Origin of the sequence: Streptomyces sp. NPDC058955, from assembly GCF_042741435.1 — a bacterium.
Classification (GTDB): Bacteria; Actinomycetota; Actinomycetes; order Streptomycetales; family Streptomycetaceae; genus Streptomyces.
On sequence record NZ_JBHYKM010000029.1, the window covers coordinates 20,606 to 34,316 of the forward strand.

Below are 13,711 nucleotides of genomic sequence, written 5' to 3' on the forward strand. Positions count from 1 at the left end.
CGAAGACCTCTTTGCGAAGAGATCTTCGCGGACAGACCTTCGCGGTTCGGGGCGCTCGCCGAGGACGGCGGGCTCGTAGGAGACTCGGGTCATGACCTCACGCTTACGACGGCGACCCGGCGAGGCCGCCTCGTTCCTGTTCACGCTGCTCGTCATGGCGATCGCGTCCCGCCGCAGGGGACCCGGCCGGTGCCGTCTCCGGAGGATCGCCACCTCGGCCGAGGTCCGGCGGAGCAGGGAACTGGCCGAGCGGCGGCTGCGCGCGCGGGCGGCCGAGATCGAGGAGGGGTCGCCGTGGGGGCCGCCGCTGCGAACGAGCCTGGTGGACGTCTGCTCCCGGGGCGGCGGCAGGAACCTTCTCGATCAGAACGCGCCGAGGCAGCCCGCCATGACCTGCGTGATGCGGCTGCACCTCTACTTCGTCGTCGACCGCCCCGTGCCTCAGGTCCTCGAGGACCTCCGCGCGATGACGGCCCCCGTCGCGTGGTCCGCGAGCACGATCGACAGCACGCTGCGGCACTACCCGAACAGGACCGCCGGGACGCCCTACACCTGGCCGCCGTCGATCAACTCCCGCACCGGAGGTGAGCGGTTGGCCTGGGACGCTCCCGGCGACGACCCGAAGGCGAAACTCCCGGAACCCTGCCCCCGCCACAGGACGGTCCTCCGCACGTGCGTGTCCGACCCCGCCGACCTCACCCTCGCCGCGTTGCGAGAGCGCCCGGGGACCCTGTTCGTTTGGACCCTCACCACGGGGTACGAGGAGGTCCACTCCCCTGCCGGGCGCCGGTGATGAAGCGGTCGCACAGGCCGGCGGGCCTTCGATCGGACGCGGCGGACGGGCCGACCGACCGTCAGGAAGGTGGCGCACCGCGTGCGTTCCGGCATCGTCGCCGTCACCGTCACCGTCATGCTGAGCGATCCCGCTCCTGCCCACCGGTGTCAGCGCGTCGCGGCGGTGCCCCGGAAGGTGCGCCGGTAGGCGAGGGGTGAGACGCCGATGGCGGCGTGCAGGTGTTCGCGGAGGGAGGTGCCGGTGGCGAAGCCGACCTGGCCGGCGATGTCGTCCACGGCGAGGTCCGTGGTCTCCAGGAGGTGTCGGGCGCGGCAGACGCGCTGCTGGATCAGCCAGCGGCCGGGGCTCGTCCCGACCTCCTCGGTGAACCGGCGGGCGAAGGTGCGCAGGCTCATCCGGGCGTGCCCGGCGAGTTCCGTCAGCGTCAGGGGTTCGTGCAGGTTCTCCAGCGCCCACTGGCGGGTGGCGGAGGTGCCGTGCCCGGCCGCCGGGGGCACCGGGTGCTCGATGTACTGGGCCTGGCCGCCGTCCCGCCACGGCGGTACGACGCAGGCCCGGGCCACGTGGTTGGCGACCGCGGCGCCGTGGTCCCGGCGTACGAGGTGGAGGCAGACGTCGACGCCGGAGGCGGCGCCCGCCGAGGTGAGGACGTCGCCGTCGTCCACGAAGAGCACGTCCGGGTCCAGGGCCACGTCCGGGTACCAGGAGCGGAAGACGTCGGCGACGGCCCAGTGGGTGGTGGCGGGCCGGCCGTCGAGCAGCCCCGCGGCCGCCAGGACGAAGGCGCCGGTGCAGATCGACACGATCCGCGCCCCGGGCCGTACGGTCGCGAGCGCCTCGCCCACGCGCGGGGGCAGCTCGCGCGAGAGCCGGGAGACGTCGAAGGGCGGCAGCAGCACCGTGTCCGCCGTCGCGAGCACCTCGGGCCCGTGGCCCACCGTGACCGAGTAGTCCGCGTTCGTGTCGACGGGGCCGCCGTCGACGGAGCAGGTCAGGACCTCGTAGCGGTCCTGGAGGGTGCCGAAGATCCGGCTCGGGAGGCCGAGTTCGAAGGGGTACACCCCGTCCAGGGCGAGGACGACGACGCGATGGAGAGCGGTCATGGCACGATCCCGTCGGAAGATGGCATTCATGCCATGGTACGACCCCGGGGTCCCCGGCGAGGCTGGTGCCCATGACGCACACCACCAGTACCGCCACCGCCACCACCCCCGCCGCCGCCGCCGCCACGATGCGCGCCATCAGCCAGGACTCCCTCGGCACCCCCGAGGTGCTCCACGAGGTCGTCCTCCCCCGGCCCGCGCCCGGCCCGAGCGAGATCCTCGTCGCCGTGCGCGCCGCCGGGATGAACCCGACCGACTGGAAGCACCGCGCCGCCGGCATCTTCCTGAACCGCATGCCGCTGGTCCTCGGCTGGGACGTGTCCGGCGTCGTCGAGGCCGTCGGCTTCGGCGTCACCCTGTTCAAGCCGGGCGACGAGGTCTTCGGGATGCTGCCCTACCCGCACGGCGTCGGCTCCCACGCCGAGTACGTGACGGGCCCCGCCCGCGCCTTCGCGCGCAAGCCGGCCGACATCGACCACGTCCAGGCGGGCGCGCTGCCGCTCGCCGCGCTCACCGCGTACCAGGCGATCGTCGACACGGCCGGGGTCCGCTCCGGACAGCGGGTGCTGATCCACGCGGCGGCGGGCGGGGTCGGCCACCTGGCCGTGCAGATCGCCAAGGCCCGTGGCGCGTACGTGATCGGCACCGCCAGCGCCGCCAAGCACGACGTCGTGCGCTCGCTCGGCGCGGACGAGGTCGTCGACTACCGCACCACCGACTTCCGCGAGGTCGTGCAGGACGTCGACATGGTGCTCGATCCCCTGTCCGGCGACACCCGGTCCCGTTCGCTCGACGTGCTGCGCCCGGGCGGTGTGCTCGTGTCGCTCCTGCCGGGGGCGGATCCGGAGGAGGCCGCGAAGGCCGCCGCTCGCGGGGTCCGCGTCGAGACCCTTCTCGTCGAGGCGGACCACGCGGGCATGAACGCCGTCGCGGACCTGGTCGCCTCCGGCGCGCTCCGCGCGCACGTCGAGGCCGTCTTCCCGCTCGCGGAGGCGGCGAAGGCGCATGCGCTCGGCGAGACGGGCCGGACGACCGGCAAGCTCGTGCTCACCGTCCCGTAGCCCGCCCGCGTGCCGTAGCCCGCCCGCGTGCCGTAGCCCGCCGGCCGTCCCGCGGCCCGCTCGCCCTCGCGCAGCCCGCTCGCCGGTCGTGGCCCCGCTCGCCGTAGCCCCGCGCGCCTCCCCGGCGGCGGGGCCGCGGCGGGCCCCGGCCCCGGGAGGGATCAGGTCCCGTCGGCGGTGAGCGGGGAGAGCGGCCGTTCGAAGAAGGTCTCCAGGACCACCGTGGCCTGCGTGCCGCTGACCCCGTCGACGGCGTAGATCCGGCGCAGCACGTCCTGCAGTTGTTCGGTGGTCGCGGTTCTGACCTTCACCAGCACCGAGGCGCTGCCGGCGATGATGTGCGCCTCCACGATCTCGGGGAGCGCGGCGAAGTCCTGCGCCGAGTCGCCCATCCAGGACGTCGAGTCGACCATCACGTAGGCCAGGACGCCGCTGCCCACGGCGGCCGGGTCCACCTCGACCGTGGTGCGCCGGATGACGCCGCGCTCGCGCAGCTTGCGCACCCGCTCGTGCGCGGCGCCCGCGGACAGTCCGACGGCCTGGCCCAGCGCGGCGTAGGGCTGGGTGGCGTCCTGCTGGAGCAGGGCCAGCAGCGCGCGATCGATATGATCCACAACTCTCCTTCGGTATCTCCTTGCGGGGACCATATCCCATCTTGCAATGTTCACCTCATGCCGATTCTCCTTCGGCGCACGGTGGACTTCCTGAGGAGTGGATCCTGTGAGCGGCGAGCGCCCCGGGCGGTACGAGATGCTGGACGACCGCTTCCGTACCGGGCGGTGCATGAACGGTGACGAAGCGCTGGAGGTCCTGTACACCGGCTGCCGCTGGGCCGAGGGGCCGGTCTATGTGCCGGCCTGGCGCCAGGTGGTCTGGAGCGACATCCCGAACGACCGGATGCTGCGGTGGGACGAGGAGACCGGCTCGGTCGCCGTCTTCCGCCGCTCCGCGGGGCACACCAACGGCGACACCCTCGACCGCGAGGGCCGGCTGATCACCTGTGAGCAGGGCAACCGCCGGGTGACGCGGACCGAGCACGACGGCACGGTCACCGTGCTGGCCGACCGCTGGCAGGGCAAGCGCCTCAACAGCCCGAACGACGCGACCGTGAAGTCCGACGGCTCCGTCTGGTTCTCCGACCCGGACTTCGGCATCACCAGCGACTACGAGGGGTACCGCGCGGAGAGCGAGATCGGCTCCAACAACGTGTACCGGATCGATCCGGCCACCGGTGAGGTGCGGCTGGTCGCGGACTGCTTCGGGGCGCCGAACGGGCTGGTCTTCTCGCCCGACGAGCGGCAGCTGTACGTCTCCGACACCCGCGCCGGCCGCATCTGGGTCTTCGGCGTGCGGGACGACGGCACCCTGTCGGACGGCGAGGTCTTCGCCGAGGCCGGGGCCCGCGAGAAGGCCCGCTTCGACAACCTCCGCTTCGACGAGGGCGGCCGGCTGTGGGTCGCCGCGATGGACGACGGGGTGCACTGCTACGACCCCGACGGCACCCTGATCGGCCGGCTGAACGTGCCCGAGGCGGTCGCCAACATCTCGTGGGGCGGCGCCAAGCGCAACCGCCTCTTCATCGCCGCGGAGACCAGCCTGTACTCGGTGGTCATGGCGGTCACCGGCACGCACCCGACCGGACCGGGGCGGCGGCCCTGGCTGTAGGCGGTCGCAGGTCCTGCCCCCTGGGGCCGGGCGGGGCCGGTCGCTCAGCCCGCCAGGCGTTCCAGCAGCAGAACGGCGCCGATGGCGATCATCATGGCTCCGCTGACGCGGGTGACGGCGCGGGCGGCCGAGGGGCGGGAGCCGAGGACCGTGCGGGCCAGGACGGCGACGGCGACGGCGAGGTAGACGACGGCGCACGCGGTCAGGTGCACGGTGCTGAGCAGCCCGGTCTGCGCGGCGACCGGCCAGCCGGTCACGGGGTCGATGAACTGCGGGAACAGCGAGAAGTAGAGCAGCAGCGCCTTGGGGTTGAGGCCGCTGGTCCCCGCCCCCTTGAGCAGGACCCGCAGCGGGGAGGCGTCCGCCCCCTGCCCCGCCACCTCGGGCGCCGCGGCCGGCCGGCGCAGGAGTCCCCAGCCGAGCCACAGCAGGTATCCGGCGCCCGCGACGGTCAGGGCGGTGAGCGCGGCCGGGGAGCTCGCCACGATCACGGCGAGGCCGGCGACGGCCACCAGCGCGTACGCCGCGTGGCCGGTGAGCAGCCCCGCGACCGCGGGGACGACCGAGCGGTCGCGCAGACCGGCGGAGATGGCGTACGCCCAGTCGGCGCCCGGGGTGACCACCAGGAGCAGGTCCACCGCCAGGAAGGCCGCCAGCGTCGTCGTGTCCACGTTCGTTTGTTCCTTCTCGCACCTGTTGTTCCGGGAGGGAAGGCTAGGCGGGATTCACCCGAAGATGTTTGCGTCTTTACCCCTTGATCACGGGGTTCGAGGGAGAATCTTCTCCATGGACGCACTTGACCGGAAGATTCTGACCGAGCTGCAGCTCGACGGCCGGCTGACCATCACCGAGCTGGCCGGCCGCGTGCGGCTCAGCGTCTCGCCCTGCCACCGCCGGCTGCGCGACCTCGAACGCGAGGGCGCGATCCGCGGCTACCGCGCCGTGGTCGACCCCGCCGCCGTCGGCCTGAACTTCGAGGCCCTGGTCTTCGTCACCCTGCGCTGGGAGACCCCGGACACCGTCACGGCCTTCGAGGACGCCGTGGCCGCCGTCCCCCACGTCCTCCAGGCACAGCGCCTCTTCGGCGAACCCGACTATCTGCTGCGGGTCGCCACCACCGACCTGACCGCGTTCCAGCAGCTCTACGACCAACGGCTCGCGCGACTGCCCGGCGTCCAGCGCCTGACGTCGACGCTGGTCATGAAGAACGTCATCGACGACCGTCCACTGCCGGAGAGCTGACCCGTCGCCCGGAGCTGATCGCCGAGGGCGTCGGGATCCTGCGGGCGGCGCTCGCCCGCGACCGGCTGGGCGAGTTCCGGGCCCAGGCCGCCATCGCCGCGCTCCACGCCGACGCACCGACCGCCGAGGAGACCGACTGGGTGCAGATCGTCGAGTGGTACGAGGAGCTCGCGGGCCTCACGGACAGCCCGGTCGTCCGGCTCAACCGCGCGGTCGCGGTGGGCGAGGCCGACGGACCGCGCGCCGGTCCGGCGGCACTCGCGGAGCTGGACCCGGCACTGCCCCGGTACGCCGCGGTGGCCGCGTACCTCCACGAACACGACGGCGACCTGACGACGGCGGCGCGCCTGTACGCCGAGGCCGCGCACCAGGCCCCGAACCTCGCGGAGCGCGACCACCTGACCCGCCGGGCCGCCCGGCTCAACGCCCGCCGGACGCACTGAGGGGATCACCCGGGCGGCCGCCCGCCCCGCTGCCCGCCTGGCCCGGTGTCCGCATCAACGCCCTTGCCCTCCCTGGCCGTTGATGCGGTCTATACGCGTAGACGGATCGTGCCCCATCATGGTCGCGCTCCACCACGGCACCACCTCGCACCGGCCGCACATCCGCGGCCGGTGTCCGCGGCGTGCCCCGACACCCCGGGGGCGGCCGTCCGACTTCGCTGGAGGATGTCTTGTCCGTCAGAAAGCAGCTCCGCACGGCCCTCTGCGGCCTCGCCCTCACCGGCCTCCTGGTCGCCGCCGCGCCCGCCACCGCCGTGGCGACGCCCGCCGCGAACGGTGCGGCCAAGGTGTCGCCGGTGGCCGCCGCCGAGGACACCGCCGCCCGCGCGCTGGCCCGCTCGCTCGCCGACTCCACCTGGCGGGCCGAGGCGGGCCGGGCCGTCGCGGGCGGGGCGGAGACGGGCCTCGGGGCGCTGGCCGGGGCTTCCCGCACCCGGGCCGCGGCGTCGCTCGCCGCCACCGTCGCCGCCGCGGACCGTGCCGTCGTCACGGCCAAGGGCCTGCCCGCCGGCACGGGCGGGCTGCTCACCGTGACGCTGACCGGTGCCACGGACTCCGGACGGGCCCCGCTGGTCGCCGTCGAGCCGTCCGACGACGAGGCCACCGCCGTCACCGCCTACGACACCCACGGCCGGGCGCACACCCTGGACGCCTCCCGGACCCCCGACGTACCGGTGTACGTCGTCGGCGTCGACGGGGAGAAGGCGGTCGAGGCCGGCATGCGGGTCCTGGAGCGGGAGCTGGCCGCAGCCGGCGTCACCACGGCCGCGGCGAGCACCCCGAACGCGACGACCGCGACGACGAGCAGCACCGGCTTCTGGACCTCCCGCATCACCTCGGTGCGGCTCTCCGACGACAAGGAGACCTGGATCAAGGGCGATGCCGAGATCTTCAGCATCGTCAGCGGCTTCGGACTCGACGGCAAGGTCCGCGTCGACACGGTGACCCACCCGTACCTCGACGACGCGGGGACCACGTACTACCCGAACCAGATCCTGGTGAACTGGTCGCTGTACAAGTACAACCTGGCCGACGCCGTGATGATGGAGGACGACGGCGACACCAACTACTCGGCACTGGCCAAGGCCATCGCCACCGCCCTGCTGACCATCGCCGACCTCGGCGCCTACATCCCGCTCGTCGACCCCGTCATCGACGCGATCCCCTCCTCCTTCTGGACCGACGACGCCGACTTCGTGGACGCCTGGTACACGCTCGCCCGGGAGATGACGGGCACCCGCGACGGGGCCGGCGCCAACGGCCGGTTCACGTTCGACCGGTACTGGGTCTCCGCGCTCTGACGACCGCCTCGCCCAGGAGGGCACCGACGGGCGGACCTGACCGTCTGTCAGCGTGAGGTGCGGGCGTCGCCCGCGGGCGGGAGCGGGTGGCGCCAGGCGCCCGTCGTTCTGAGGAGGATCCGGCGGGCCAGGGTGCGCACCTCGGTCCAGGGCCGGTCGGCGACCAGGGATTCGGCCCAGGGGGCGGCGCGGTGGGTGGGGGTGAGGTCGGCCAGGCGGTGGCCGAGTTCCCGGAGGTCGCTCGTGTCCTCGGGGGTGAGGACTCCGCGTTCCGCGAGTCCCGCGGAGACGCGGCAGACCAGTTCCACTTCCTCGGCGACGGACGCCGTGTCCAGGTCGCGGTCGGCCGTCCAGGCGCGCTGGTCGTGGAGGTCGGCGGCGAGGAGGGCCATCCAGCGCAGGGTCCAGGTGCGCAGGCGCTCGTCGTTGAGGAGGTTCATGTCCGCACGATCTCACCGGGCGGCCGCGGGCCCGACACCGCCCCTCAGCAGCGGATGTCGGTGGCCGGGCGTTCTCCCGTGAGCAGGAAGCGGGTGACGGTCCGGTCGCCGCAGGCGTTGCCCGCCCCGCCGGCGCCCACCAGGTAGACGCCGTGCCCGCCCCGGTCGACGGAGACCATCCGGGCGCGGTCGCCGAGCGCCTCGCGCATCTTCAGGCCGGAGGAGTGCGGGGTGGACGGGTCCCGCAGGTTCTGGATCATGAGGATGTTCGACGGGCCCTCGTCGGTGAGGCGGACCGGCTTCTCCACCGCGCCGCCCTTCCAGAAGGCGCAGGGCGTGACGTTGACGGGCATCCCGCCGGTGAGCGGGTGCCGGGCCCGGTCGGCCGCCACCGCACGGGCGTACGCCGGTACGGAACGGGGCCAGTCGACGTCGTTGCAGACGACGCCCACGGTGACCGCCGCCGCCTCGTCCGGCATCGCGCCGGTCAGCTCGGGCGGCAGCACGGGCACGCCCCGCGGGTCGAGGGCCTGGGCGGCGAGCCGCGCGAAGCCGGGGAAGGCGGCGTCGGAGTAGAGCGCGACCTGGAGGGCCTGCCGGAAGGCGGCTCCGGTGAGCGGCGCGCCGGGGGCGGCGGTGGCGCGGGGCGTCCGGTCGAGCCGCGCCGCGAGGTCGAGGACGAGCGCCCGTACGGCCTCCGGGGTGTCGGCGAGCCGCAGGCCCTCGGCCGCGCGGTCCGGGTGGGAGGCCCAGGCGGCGAAGTCCGGGAAGCTGTCCTCGGCGCCCTTCGCCATGTCGGCGAGCCAGCCGTACGCGACCCGGCGCGGGTCCGGGTCGGCGCTGCTGTCCAGGACCCAGCGGTCGGTCCGGCCTGGGTGCTCCTGGGAGTACCGGGCGGCCACATAGGTGCCGTACGAGTTGGCCCACGCCGACAGCTTCTCCTCGCCGAGCGCCTGCCGCAGGAGCTCCATGTCCCGCACCTGGTTGGCGGTGGTGAGGCTGCGCAGCATGGGGCCGCCGTCGCGGGCGCAGGCCTCGGCGATCCGCCGCGCCCGCTCGGCGTTCGCGCCGATGGTCCCGTCGGCGGCCGGCCAGGACCGCAGGGTCACCATCCACCGGTCCTGCTCCGCGAGCCCGCACCGCGCCTTGGCCGAGCCGCCGACCCCGCGCGGGTCGAAGGCCACCAGGTCGTACGCCCCTCCGGTCTCCTTCGCGAGCGCGGCCCCCTTCTGGGCGAGCCGCTGCACCCCGGAGCTTCCGGGCCCGCCCGGGATCACGAGCAGGGTGCCGCGCCGGGCCTCCGGGCGGGTGCTGCCGATGCGGGAGACCGCGAGGTCGATGCGGGGGCCGGTGGGGTCGGCGTGGTCGAGCGGCACGGACAGGGTGGCGCACCGCTGCCCGTCGGCCGGCTTCACCGAGGCGGGACACTCGCCCCACTGGAGCCGGCCGCCGGAGGCGTCGCCCGTGGCGTTCGCGGGGCCGCCGACGGCGACGAGGCCGACGGAGGCCAGTGCGGCGACGGAGAGGACGGAGGCGGCAAGGGACGTGCGTACGCGGCGTGTTGTCATGCCTCCACCCTGCCGTCCGGCGGCCCGACGCCCCATCAGGCCACCGGGCCTCCGGGGGTGGGGTCAACCCCCGTGTCGGGCGGTCCTGTTGTCCCCCTCCTCCGGCCGCGCGCAGGCGTCAGGGAAAGTACAGGCCCGCCTTCTCCAGCACATGGCCGGTGAACAGCCCGCCCCAGACGACCCTGCCCCGGTACATCGTGGTCCGGACGGCGTCCGGGGCCGTCTGGACCGTGAGGGGGCGGCTGACGACTGTCGTGTCGACGGTCCGCGCGTCCTGCGCGGCCCACTGGGCCGCGGCCGGTTCGACGTGCGCGCTCACGAGCGCGGGCAGCACCAGGGTCACGTTGCGGGCGCCCGGTATGCCGCCGCGCAGGCTCTTCGCCCGGCTCATGGCCCAGACGGTGAACTCCTCCAGGGTGGCGACGTCCACCCGGGGCACGGCCGCGGCGAAGACGAACAGCTCGGACTTGGTCCCGAACCACCGTGCCTTGCGGTCCGCGCGCTGCGCGGCCACCACCGGGCGGCCGTTCCACTCCGGCGACGTCACCGCGCAGGCGTCGGCCGTCAGGCGCCCGGCGAGGCCCGCCAGGTACGTACCCGCCGCATCGGCGGACGCGTCAGATGCATGCTGAGTCATGACAGCAGATCCTCCAACAACCCACGGAGCGCGGGGAAGAGGAGGACCGAGCAGAGGAAGGCGACACCTGGCCGCCCCGCCGCCGCCGGACGTCACCCGCCGCTCGCCCCTCGTTCAGAGAGCGGGGCGCCGGCCGCCCCACGGACGGACCGCCTCGATCGCCGCGGCGACGCGGAACACGGCGGCGTCGTCGTAGGTGCGCCCGACGATCTGCACCCCCGTCGGCACGCCGTTCGCGGCGATTCCGGACGGCACGCTGAGCACCGGGCAGCGGCCGGCGATGTTGAAGACGGTGGTCATCGCGGCCTCCAGGTACGAGTCCAGCTCGACGCCGCCGATCACGACCCTGGTCGAGAGGTAGTCGTCGTCCGCCCGCAGCGCCGGGATGGCGGTCGTCGGGCAGAGCAGCACGTCGTGACGGTCGAGCAGCAGACCGAGCGTCCGCTGTATCCCGGCCTCCAGCTCCAGGCCGCGCAGGAAGCTGCCGGGCTCGCGGACGGCCTCGGCGGCCCGTTCGGCGAAGTCGAGCGCGTACCCGGTGAGCAGATCGCGGTGCTCCTCGGCGACCGAGGCGACGTACGGGCCGAAGACCGACCCGAAGTGGATCATCGCGGCCTCCATCACCTCCGCGCGCCGGACCGGGACCTCCACCTCCTCGACCACGGCCCCCGCCGCGCGCAGGGCCTCCGCGACCGCGCGGGTGTGCGCCTCGACCTCGGGATCGACGGGCCAGTCCCCCAGCGTCACCGACAGGGCGACCCGTACGCCGTCGACGCCCTCGAAACGGTCGGGCAGCGTGACCTTGGGCCGCAGGGAGACCGCGTCGAGCGGGTGGGGTCCCGCGATGACGTTCTGCAGGAGGGCGCAGTCACCGACCGTCCGCGCCATCGGGCCGTCGTGGCAGTACGTGTCGAGGTTGAACGGCGCCATCGCCGGGACACGGCCGTACGGCGGCTTGTAGCCGACCGTCCCCGTGAAGGAGGCGGGGATGCGGATGGAGCCGCCGATGTCGGAGCCCGTCGCGAGCGTCGTCTCCCCGGCCGCGAGCGCGGCCCCGGCGCCGCCCGACGAACCGCCCGGACTGAACTCCAGGTTCCACGGGTTGCGCGTCACCCCCCACAGCCGTGACTGCGTGAACGCGGCACAGCTGAACTCCGGGGTGGTGGTCCGCGCGTGCACGATCCCGCCCGCCGCCCGCACCCGCTCGACGACCGGGTGCGTCGCGTCGGCGATCTCGTCCCGGAAGGCGAGCGAGCCGTCCGTGGCGCGACGGCCCGCGAGGGGCTGCTCCTCCTTCGTCGCGACCGGCAGGCCCTCCAGCGCCCGGGGCGCCGCCCCCTTCCCCGCGTACCGCGCCTCGGCCTCGCGCGCGTCGACGAGCGCCTCCTCGAAGGTCTGCTCGGCGAGGGCGTTGACCTTGGACTCGACGGCTGCGGCGCGCGCGATGACGGCTTGCATCAGCTCGACGGGCGACAGCGAACGGTCCCGGAAGCGGCGCAGGGCTTCGGTGGCGGGCAGGTAGGCGAGGTCGGTGGTGTCGGCGGTCATGCGCGGGTCCCTTCCCGAAGCGACGGAGAAGCCGGATAGGCCGGAGAGCCGGAGAGGCCGGAGAGGCCGGAGAGCCGGTGAGGCCGGAGGCGTCGGGGGAGTCGCGACCGGGTGAACGACGCCCCCGACGGCATCATCGAACCGTCACCCGCCCCACGCGTCAACGGTGTTGACGTAAGGCGGGGGCGGGGCGGAGACGGGTCGGGGCGGAGACGGGGCGGGGCGGGGCGGAGACGGGGCGGGTCCGTGGCGCGGGGTCAGGGAGCGGCGGGCCGGTTCCCCGTGGGACCGGCGGTGCGCGTGGCCGGGCCCGAGAAGCGGAGGTGGCCGTCGGCGATCGCGGCGCGCCGGAGCAGTCTGCGGTCCTCGCGGTAGCTCGTCGACGTCACCCACGGCGCGTCCGGGCCCTGCCGGGGCAGCCGGTCGAGGGCCCGGCGCACATACCCGGCGCCGAAGTCGAGCATGGGGCGGGTGGCCAGGCCGGGTGCGCTCTCGGGCCGGGCGGTGTCGTGGCCGTACCGGTCCATGTGGGCGAGGAGCCGGCAGACGTACTCGCAGAGCAGGCCGATCTTGAGCGTCCAGGAGGCGTTGGTGTAGCCGATGGCGATGTTGAGGTTGGGGATGCCCGAGAGCATGGTGCCCCGGTGGAGGAGCGAGTCGGCGGGCGAGACGTGCGTCCCGTCCACGGTGAGGCGCATGCCGCCGAGGAGCTGGAGCGTGAGGCCGGTGACGATGACGATGATGTCCGCGGGGAGTTCCCGGCCGGACCGCAGCAGGATCCCGTCCTCGGTGAAGGTGTCGATCCGATCGGTGACGACGGAGGCCCTGCCGGCGCTGATGGCCTTGAAGAGATCGCCGTCCGGGTCGGCGCACAGGCGCTGGTCCCACGGGTCGTACGGCGGGTCGAAGTGTTCGTCGACCGGGAAGCCGGCGGGCAGGAGCCGGGTGTTCGCCGCGCGGATCAGCTTCCGGGTCGCGGCCGGGAAGCACCGGGCGAAGCGCCAGACCACCTGCTGCCGGGCGATGTTCTTGCGGCGCGTCACGGCGTGTCCGCGCCGGTCCCCCAGCACGCGGAGGAGCAGCCGGGCGACCTTGTCCTCCTTCGAGACGGGCACGACGTACGTGGGTGTCCGCTGGAGCATCGTGATGTGCGCCGTGTCGTCGGCCATGGCGGGGACGAGGGTGACGGCGGTGGCACCGCTGCCGATGACGACCACCCGCTTGTCGCGGTGGTCGAGGTCCTCGGGCCAGTGCTGCGGGTGCACGATCTGCCCGCGGAAACGGTCGCGGCCCTCGAAGTGCGGCGTGTGGCCCTCGTCGTATCGGTAGTAGCCGGTGGCGCAGAAGAGCCACCCGGCGGTGAGCTCGACCCGCTCGCTCGCACCGGTCTCCGGGTCGGTGCGCTCGACCCGCACCGTCCAGCGCGCCGCCTCGGAGGACCAGTCGGCGGCGACGACCCGGTGGTGGTAGCGGATGTGCTCGTCGAGGCCGTTCTCGGTGGCCGTCTCCCGTACGTAGGACAGGACGCGGGAGGCGGTGGCGATGGACTCCCGGTGACGCCATGGCTTGAACGCGTAGCCGAAGGTGTAGAGGTCGGAGTCGGACCGGATGCCGGGGTACCGGAACAGGTCCCAGGTACCGCCGGAGGCACCGCGCCCCTCCAGGATCGCGAACGACTTCCCCGGATGCCTGAGCCGCAGGTAGCGGCCGGCGCCGATCCCGGAGATCCCGGCACCGACGATCAGGACGTCGAGGTGCTCCACGGGCGGCGGCTGGTGCGCAGTCATAGGGAAAAGAATGCGCCACGCGGGGTTTGGGCCCGACAGCGGAGTGCCGGTGGCGGTGCC

The 13,711-nt window shown here is 73.9% G+C and carries 13 protein-coding genes and 1 pseudogene; 6 read left to right on the forward strand and 8 right to left on the reverse strand.

Annotated features, from left to right (window positions below):
* The first annotated feature begins 91 nt into the window (after positions 1-91).
* Positions 92-793, forward strand: coding sequence for a hypothetical protein (locus ACFW1I_RS14265; RefSeq protein ID WP_384669652.1), 702 nt, complete (start codon positions 92-94; stop codon positions 791-793).
* A gap of 149 nt (positions 794-942) precedes the next feature.
* On the opposite strand, the gene ACFW1I_RS14270 is transcribed toward ACFW1I_RS14265, so the two are convergent.
* Positions 943-1,899 (reverse strand): GlxA family transcriptional regulator, encoded by a 957-nt coding sequence (locus ACFW1I_RS14270; protein WP_384669654.1) that lies wholly within the window; start codon positions 1,897-1,899, stop codon positions 943-945.
* Between the two features lie 128 nt (positions 1,900-2,027).
* On the opposite strand from ACFW1I_RS14270, the gene ACFW1I_RS14275 reads away from it, so the two are divergent.
* On the forward strand, positions 2,028-2,960 hold the full coding sequence (locus tag ACFW1I_RS14275; protein WP_384669725.1) for an NADP-dependent oxidoreductase: 933 nt from the start codon (positions 2,028-2,030) through the stop codon (positions 2,958-2,960).
* A 161-nt stretch (positions 2,961-3,121) separates the two neighbouring features.
* On the opposite strand, the gene ACFW1I_RS14280 is transcribed toward ACFW1I_RS14275, so the two are convergent.
* On the reverse strand, positions 3,122-3,574 hold the full coding sequence (locus ACFW1I_RS14280) for an Lrp/AsnC family transcriptional regulator (protein WP_384669656.1): 453 nt from the start codon (positions 3,572-3,574) through the stop codon (positions 3,122-3,124).
* A 136-nt stretch (positions 3,575-3,710) separates the two neighbouring features.
* Here ACFW1I_RS14280 and ACFW1I_RS14285 point away from each other — a divergent pair, with 136 nt between their 5' ends.
* Entirely contained in the window at positions 3,711-4,625 is a 915-nt protein-coding gene (locus ACFW1I_RS14285) for an SMP-30/gluconolactonase/LRE family protein (RefSeq protein WP_384669726.1), read from the forward strand.
* Positions 4,626-4,669: 44 nt separating this feature from the next.
* Here the strand turns inward: ACFW1I_RS14285 and ACFW1I_RS14290 are convergent, their stop codons facing one another.
* Complete coding sequence (locus ACFW1I_RS14290; RefSeq protein WP_384669657.1) at positions 4,670-5,296, reverse strand: LysE family translocator; 627 nt, start codon at positions 5,294-5,296, stop codon at positions 4,670-4,672.
* 115 nt (positions 5,297-5,411) lie between these two features.
* Here ACFW1I_RS14290 and ACFW1I_RS14295 point away from each other — a divergent pair, with 115 nt between their 5' ends.
* The 3 genes and pseudogenes from ACFW1I_RS14295 to ACFW1I_RS14305 all read left to right on the forward strand — a co-directional run bounded on the left by ACFW1I_RS14295 (position 5,412) and on the right by ACFW1I_RS14305 (position 7,671).
* Positions 5,412-5,867: an Lrp/AsnC family transcriptional regulator gene (locus ACFW1I_RS14295; protein ID WP_384669660.1), complete on the forward strand. Its 456-nt coding sequence runs from the start codon at positions 5,412-5,414 to the stop codon at positions 5,865-5,867.
* Between the two features lie 11 nt (positions 5,868-5,878).
* A pseudogene (locus tag ACFW1I_RS14300) lies at positions 5,879-6,310 on the forward strand (RNA polymerase subunit sigma-24); the annotation flags it as partial.
* 230 nt (positions 6,311-6,540) lie between these two features.
* On the forward strand, positions 6,541-7,671 hold the full coding sequence (locus tag ACFW1I_RS14305; protein WP_384669661.1) for a DUF3103 family protein: 1,131 nt from the start codon (positions 6,541-6,543) through the stop codon (positions 7,669-7,671).
* A gap of 47 nt (positions 7,672-7,718) precedes the next feature.
* Here ACFW1I_RS14305 and ACFW1I_RS14310 read toward each other — a convergent pair whose 3' ends face one another.
* The 5 genes from ACFW1I_RS14310 to ACFW1I_RS14330 all read right to left on the reverse strand — a co-directional run bounded on the left by ACFW1I_RS14310 (position 7,719) and on the right by ACFW1I_RS14330 (position 13,651).
* Entirely contained in the window at positions 7,719-8,111 is a 393-nt protein-coding gene (locus tag ACFW1I_RS14310; RefSeq protein ID WP_384669662.1) for a hypothetical protein, read from the reverse strand.
* 44 nt (positions 8,112-8,155) lie between these two features.
* On the reverse strand, positions 8,156-9,679 hold the full coding sequence (locus tag ACFW1I_RS14315; protein ID WP_384669664.1) for an alpha/beta hydrolase: 1,524 nt from the start codon (positions 9,677-9,679) through the stop codon (positions 8,156-8,158).
* A 118-nt stretch (positions 9,680-9,797) separates the two neighbouring features.
* The gene (locus ACFW1I_RS14320) at positions 9,798-10,316 is read right to left on the reverse strand and encodes a hypothetical protein (protein ID WP_384669665.1); all 519 of its coding nucleotides are present in this window, start codon (positions 10,314-10,316) and stop codon (positions 9,798-9,800) included.
* Positions 10,317-10,430: 114 nt separating this feature from the next.
* A complete protein-coding gene (locus ACFW1I_RS14325) occupies positions 10,431-11,864 on the reverse strand; it encodes an amidase (RefSeq protein WP_384669667.1) in 1,434 nt (477 codons plus the stop codon).
* A 257-nt stretch (positions 11,865-12,121) separates the two neighbouring features.
* A complete protein-coding gene (locus tag ACFW1I_RS14330) occupies positions 12,122-13,651 on the reverse strand; it encodes a flavin-containing monooxygenase (RefSeq protein ID WP_384669668.1) in 1,530 nt (509 codons plus the stop codon).
* Positions 13,652-13,711: the final 60 nt, after the last annotated feature.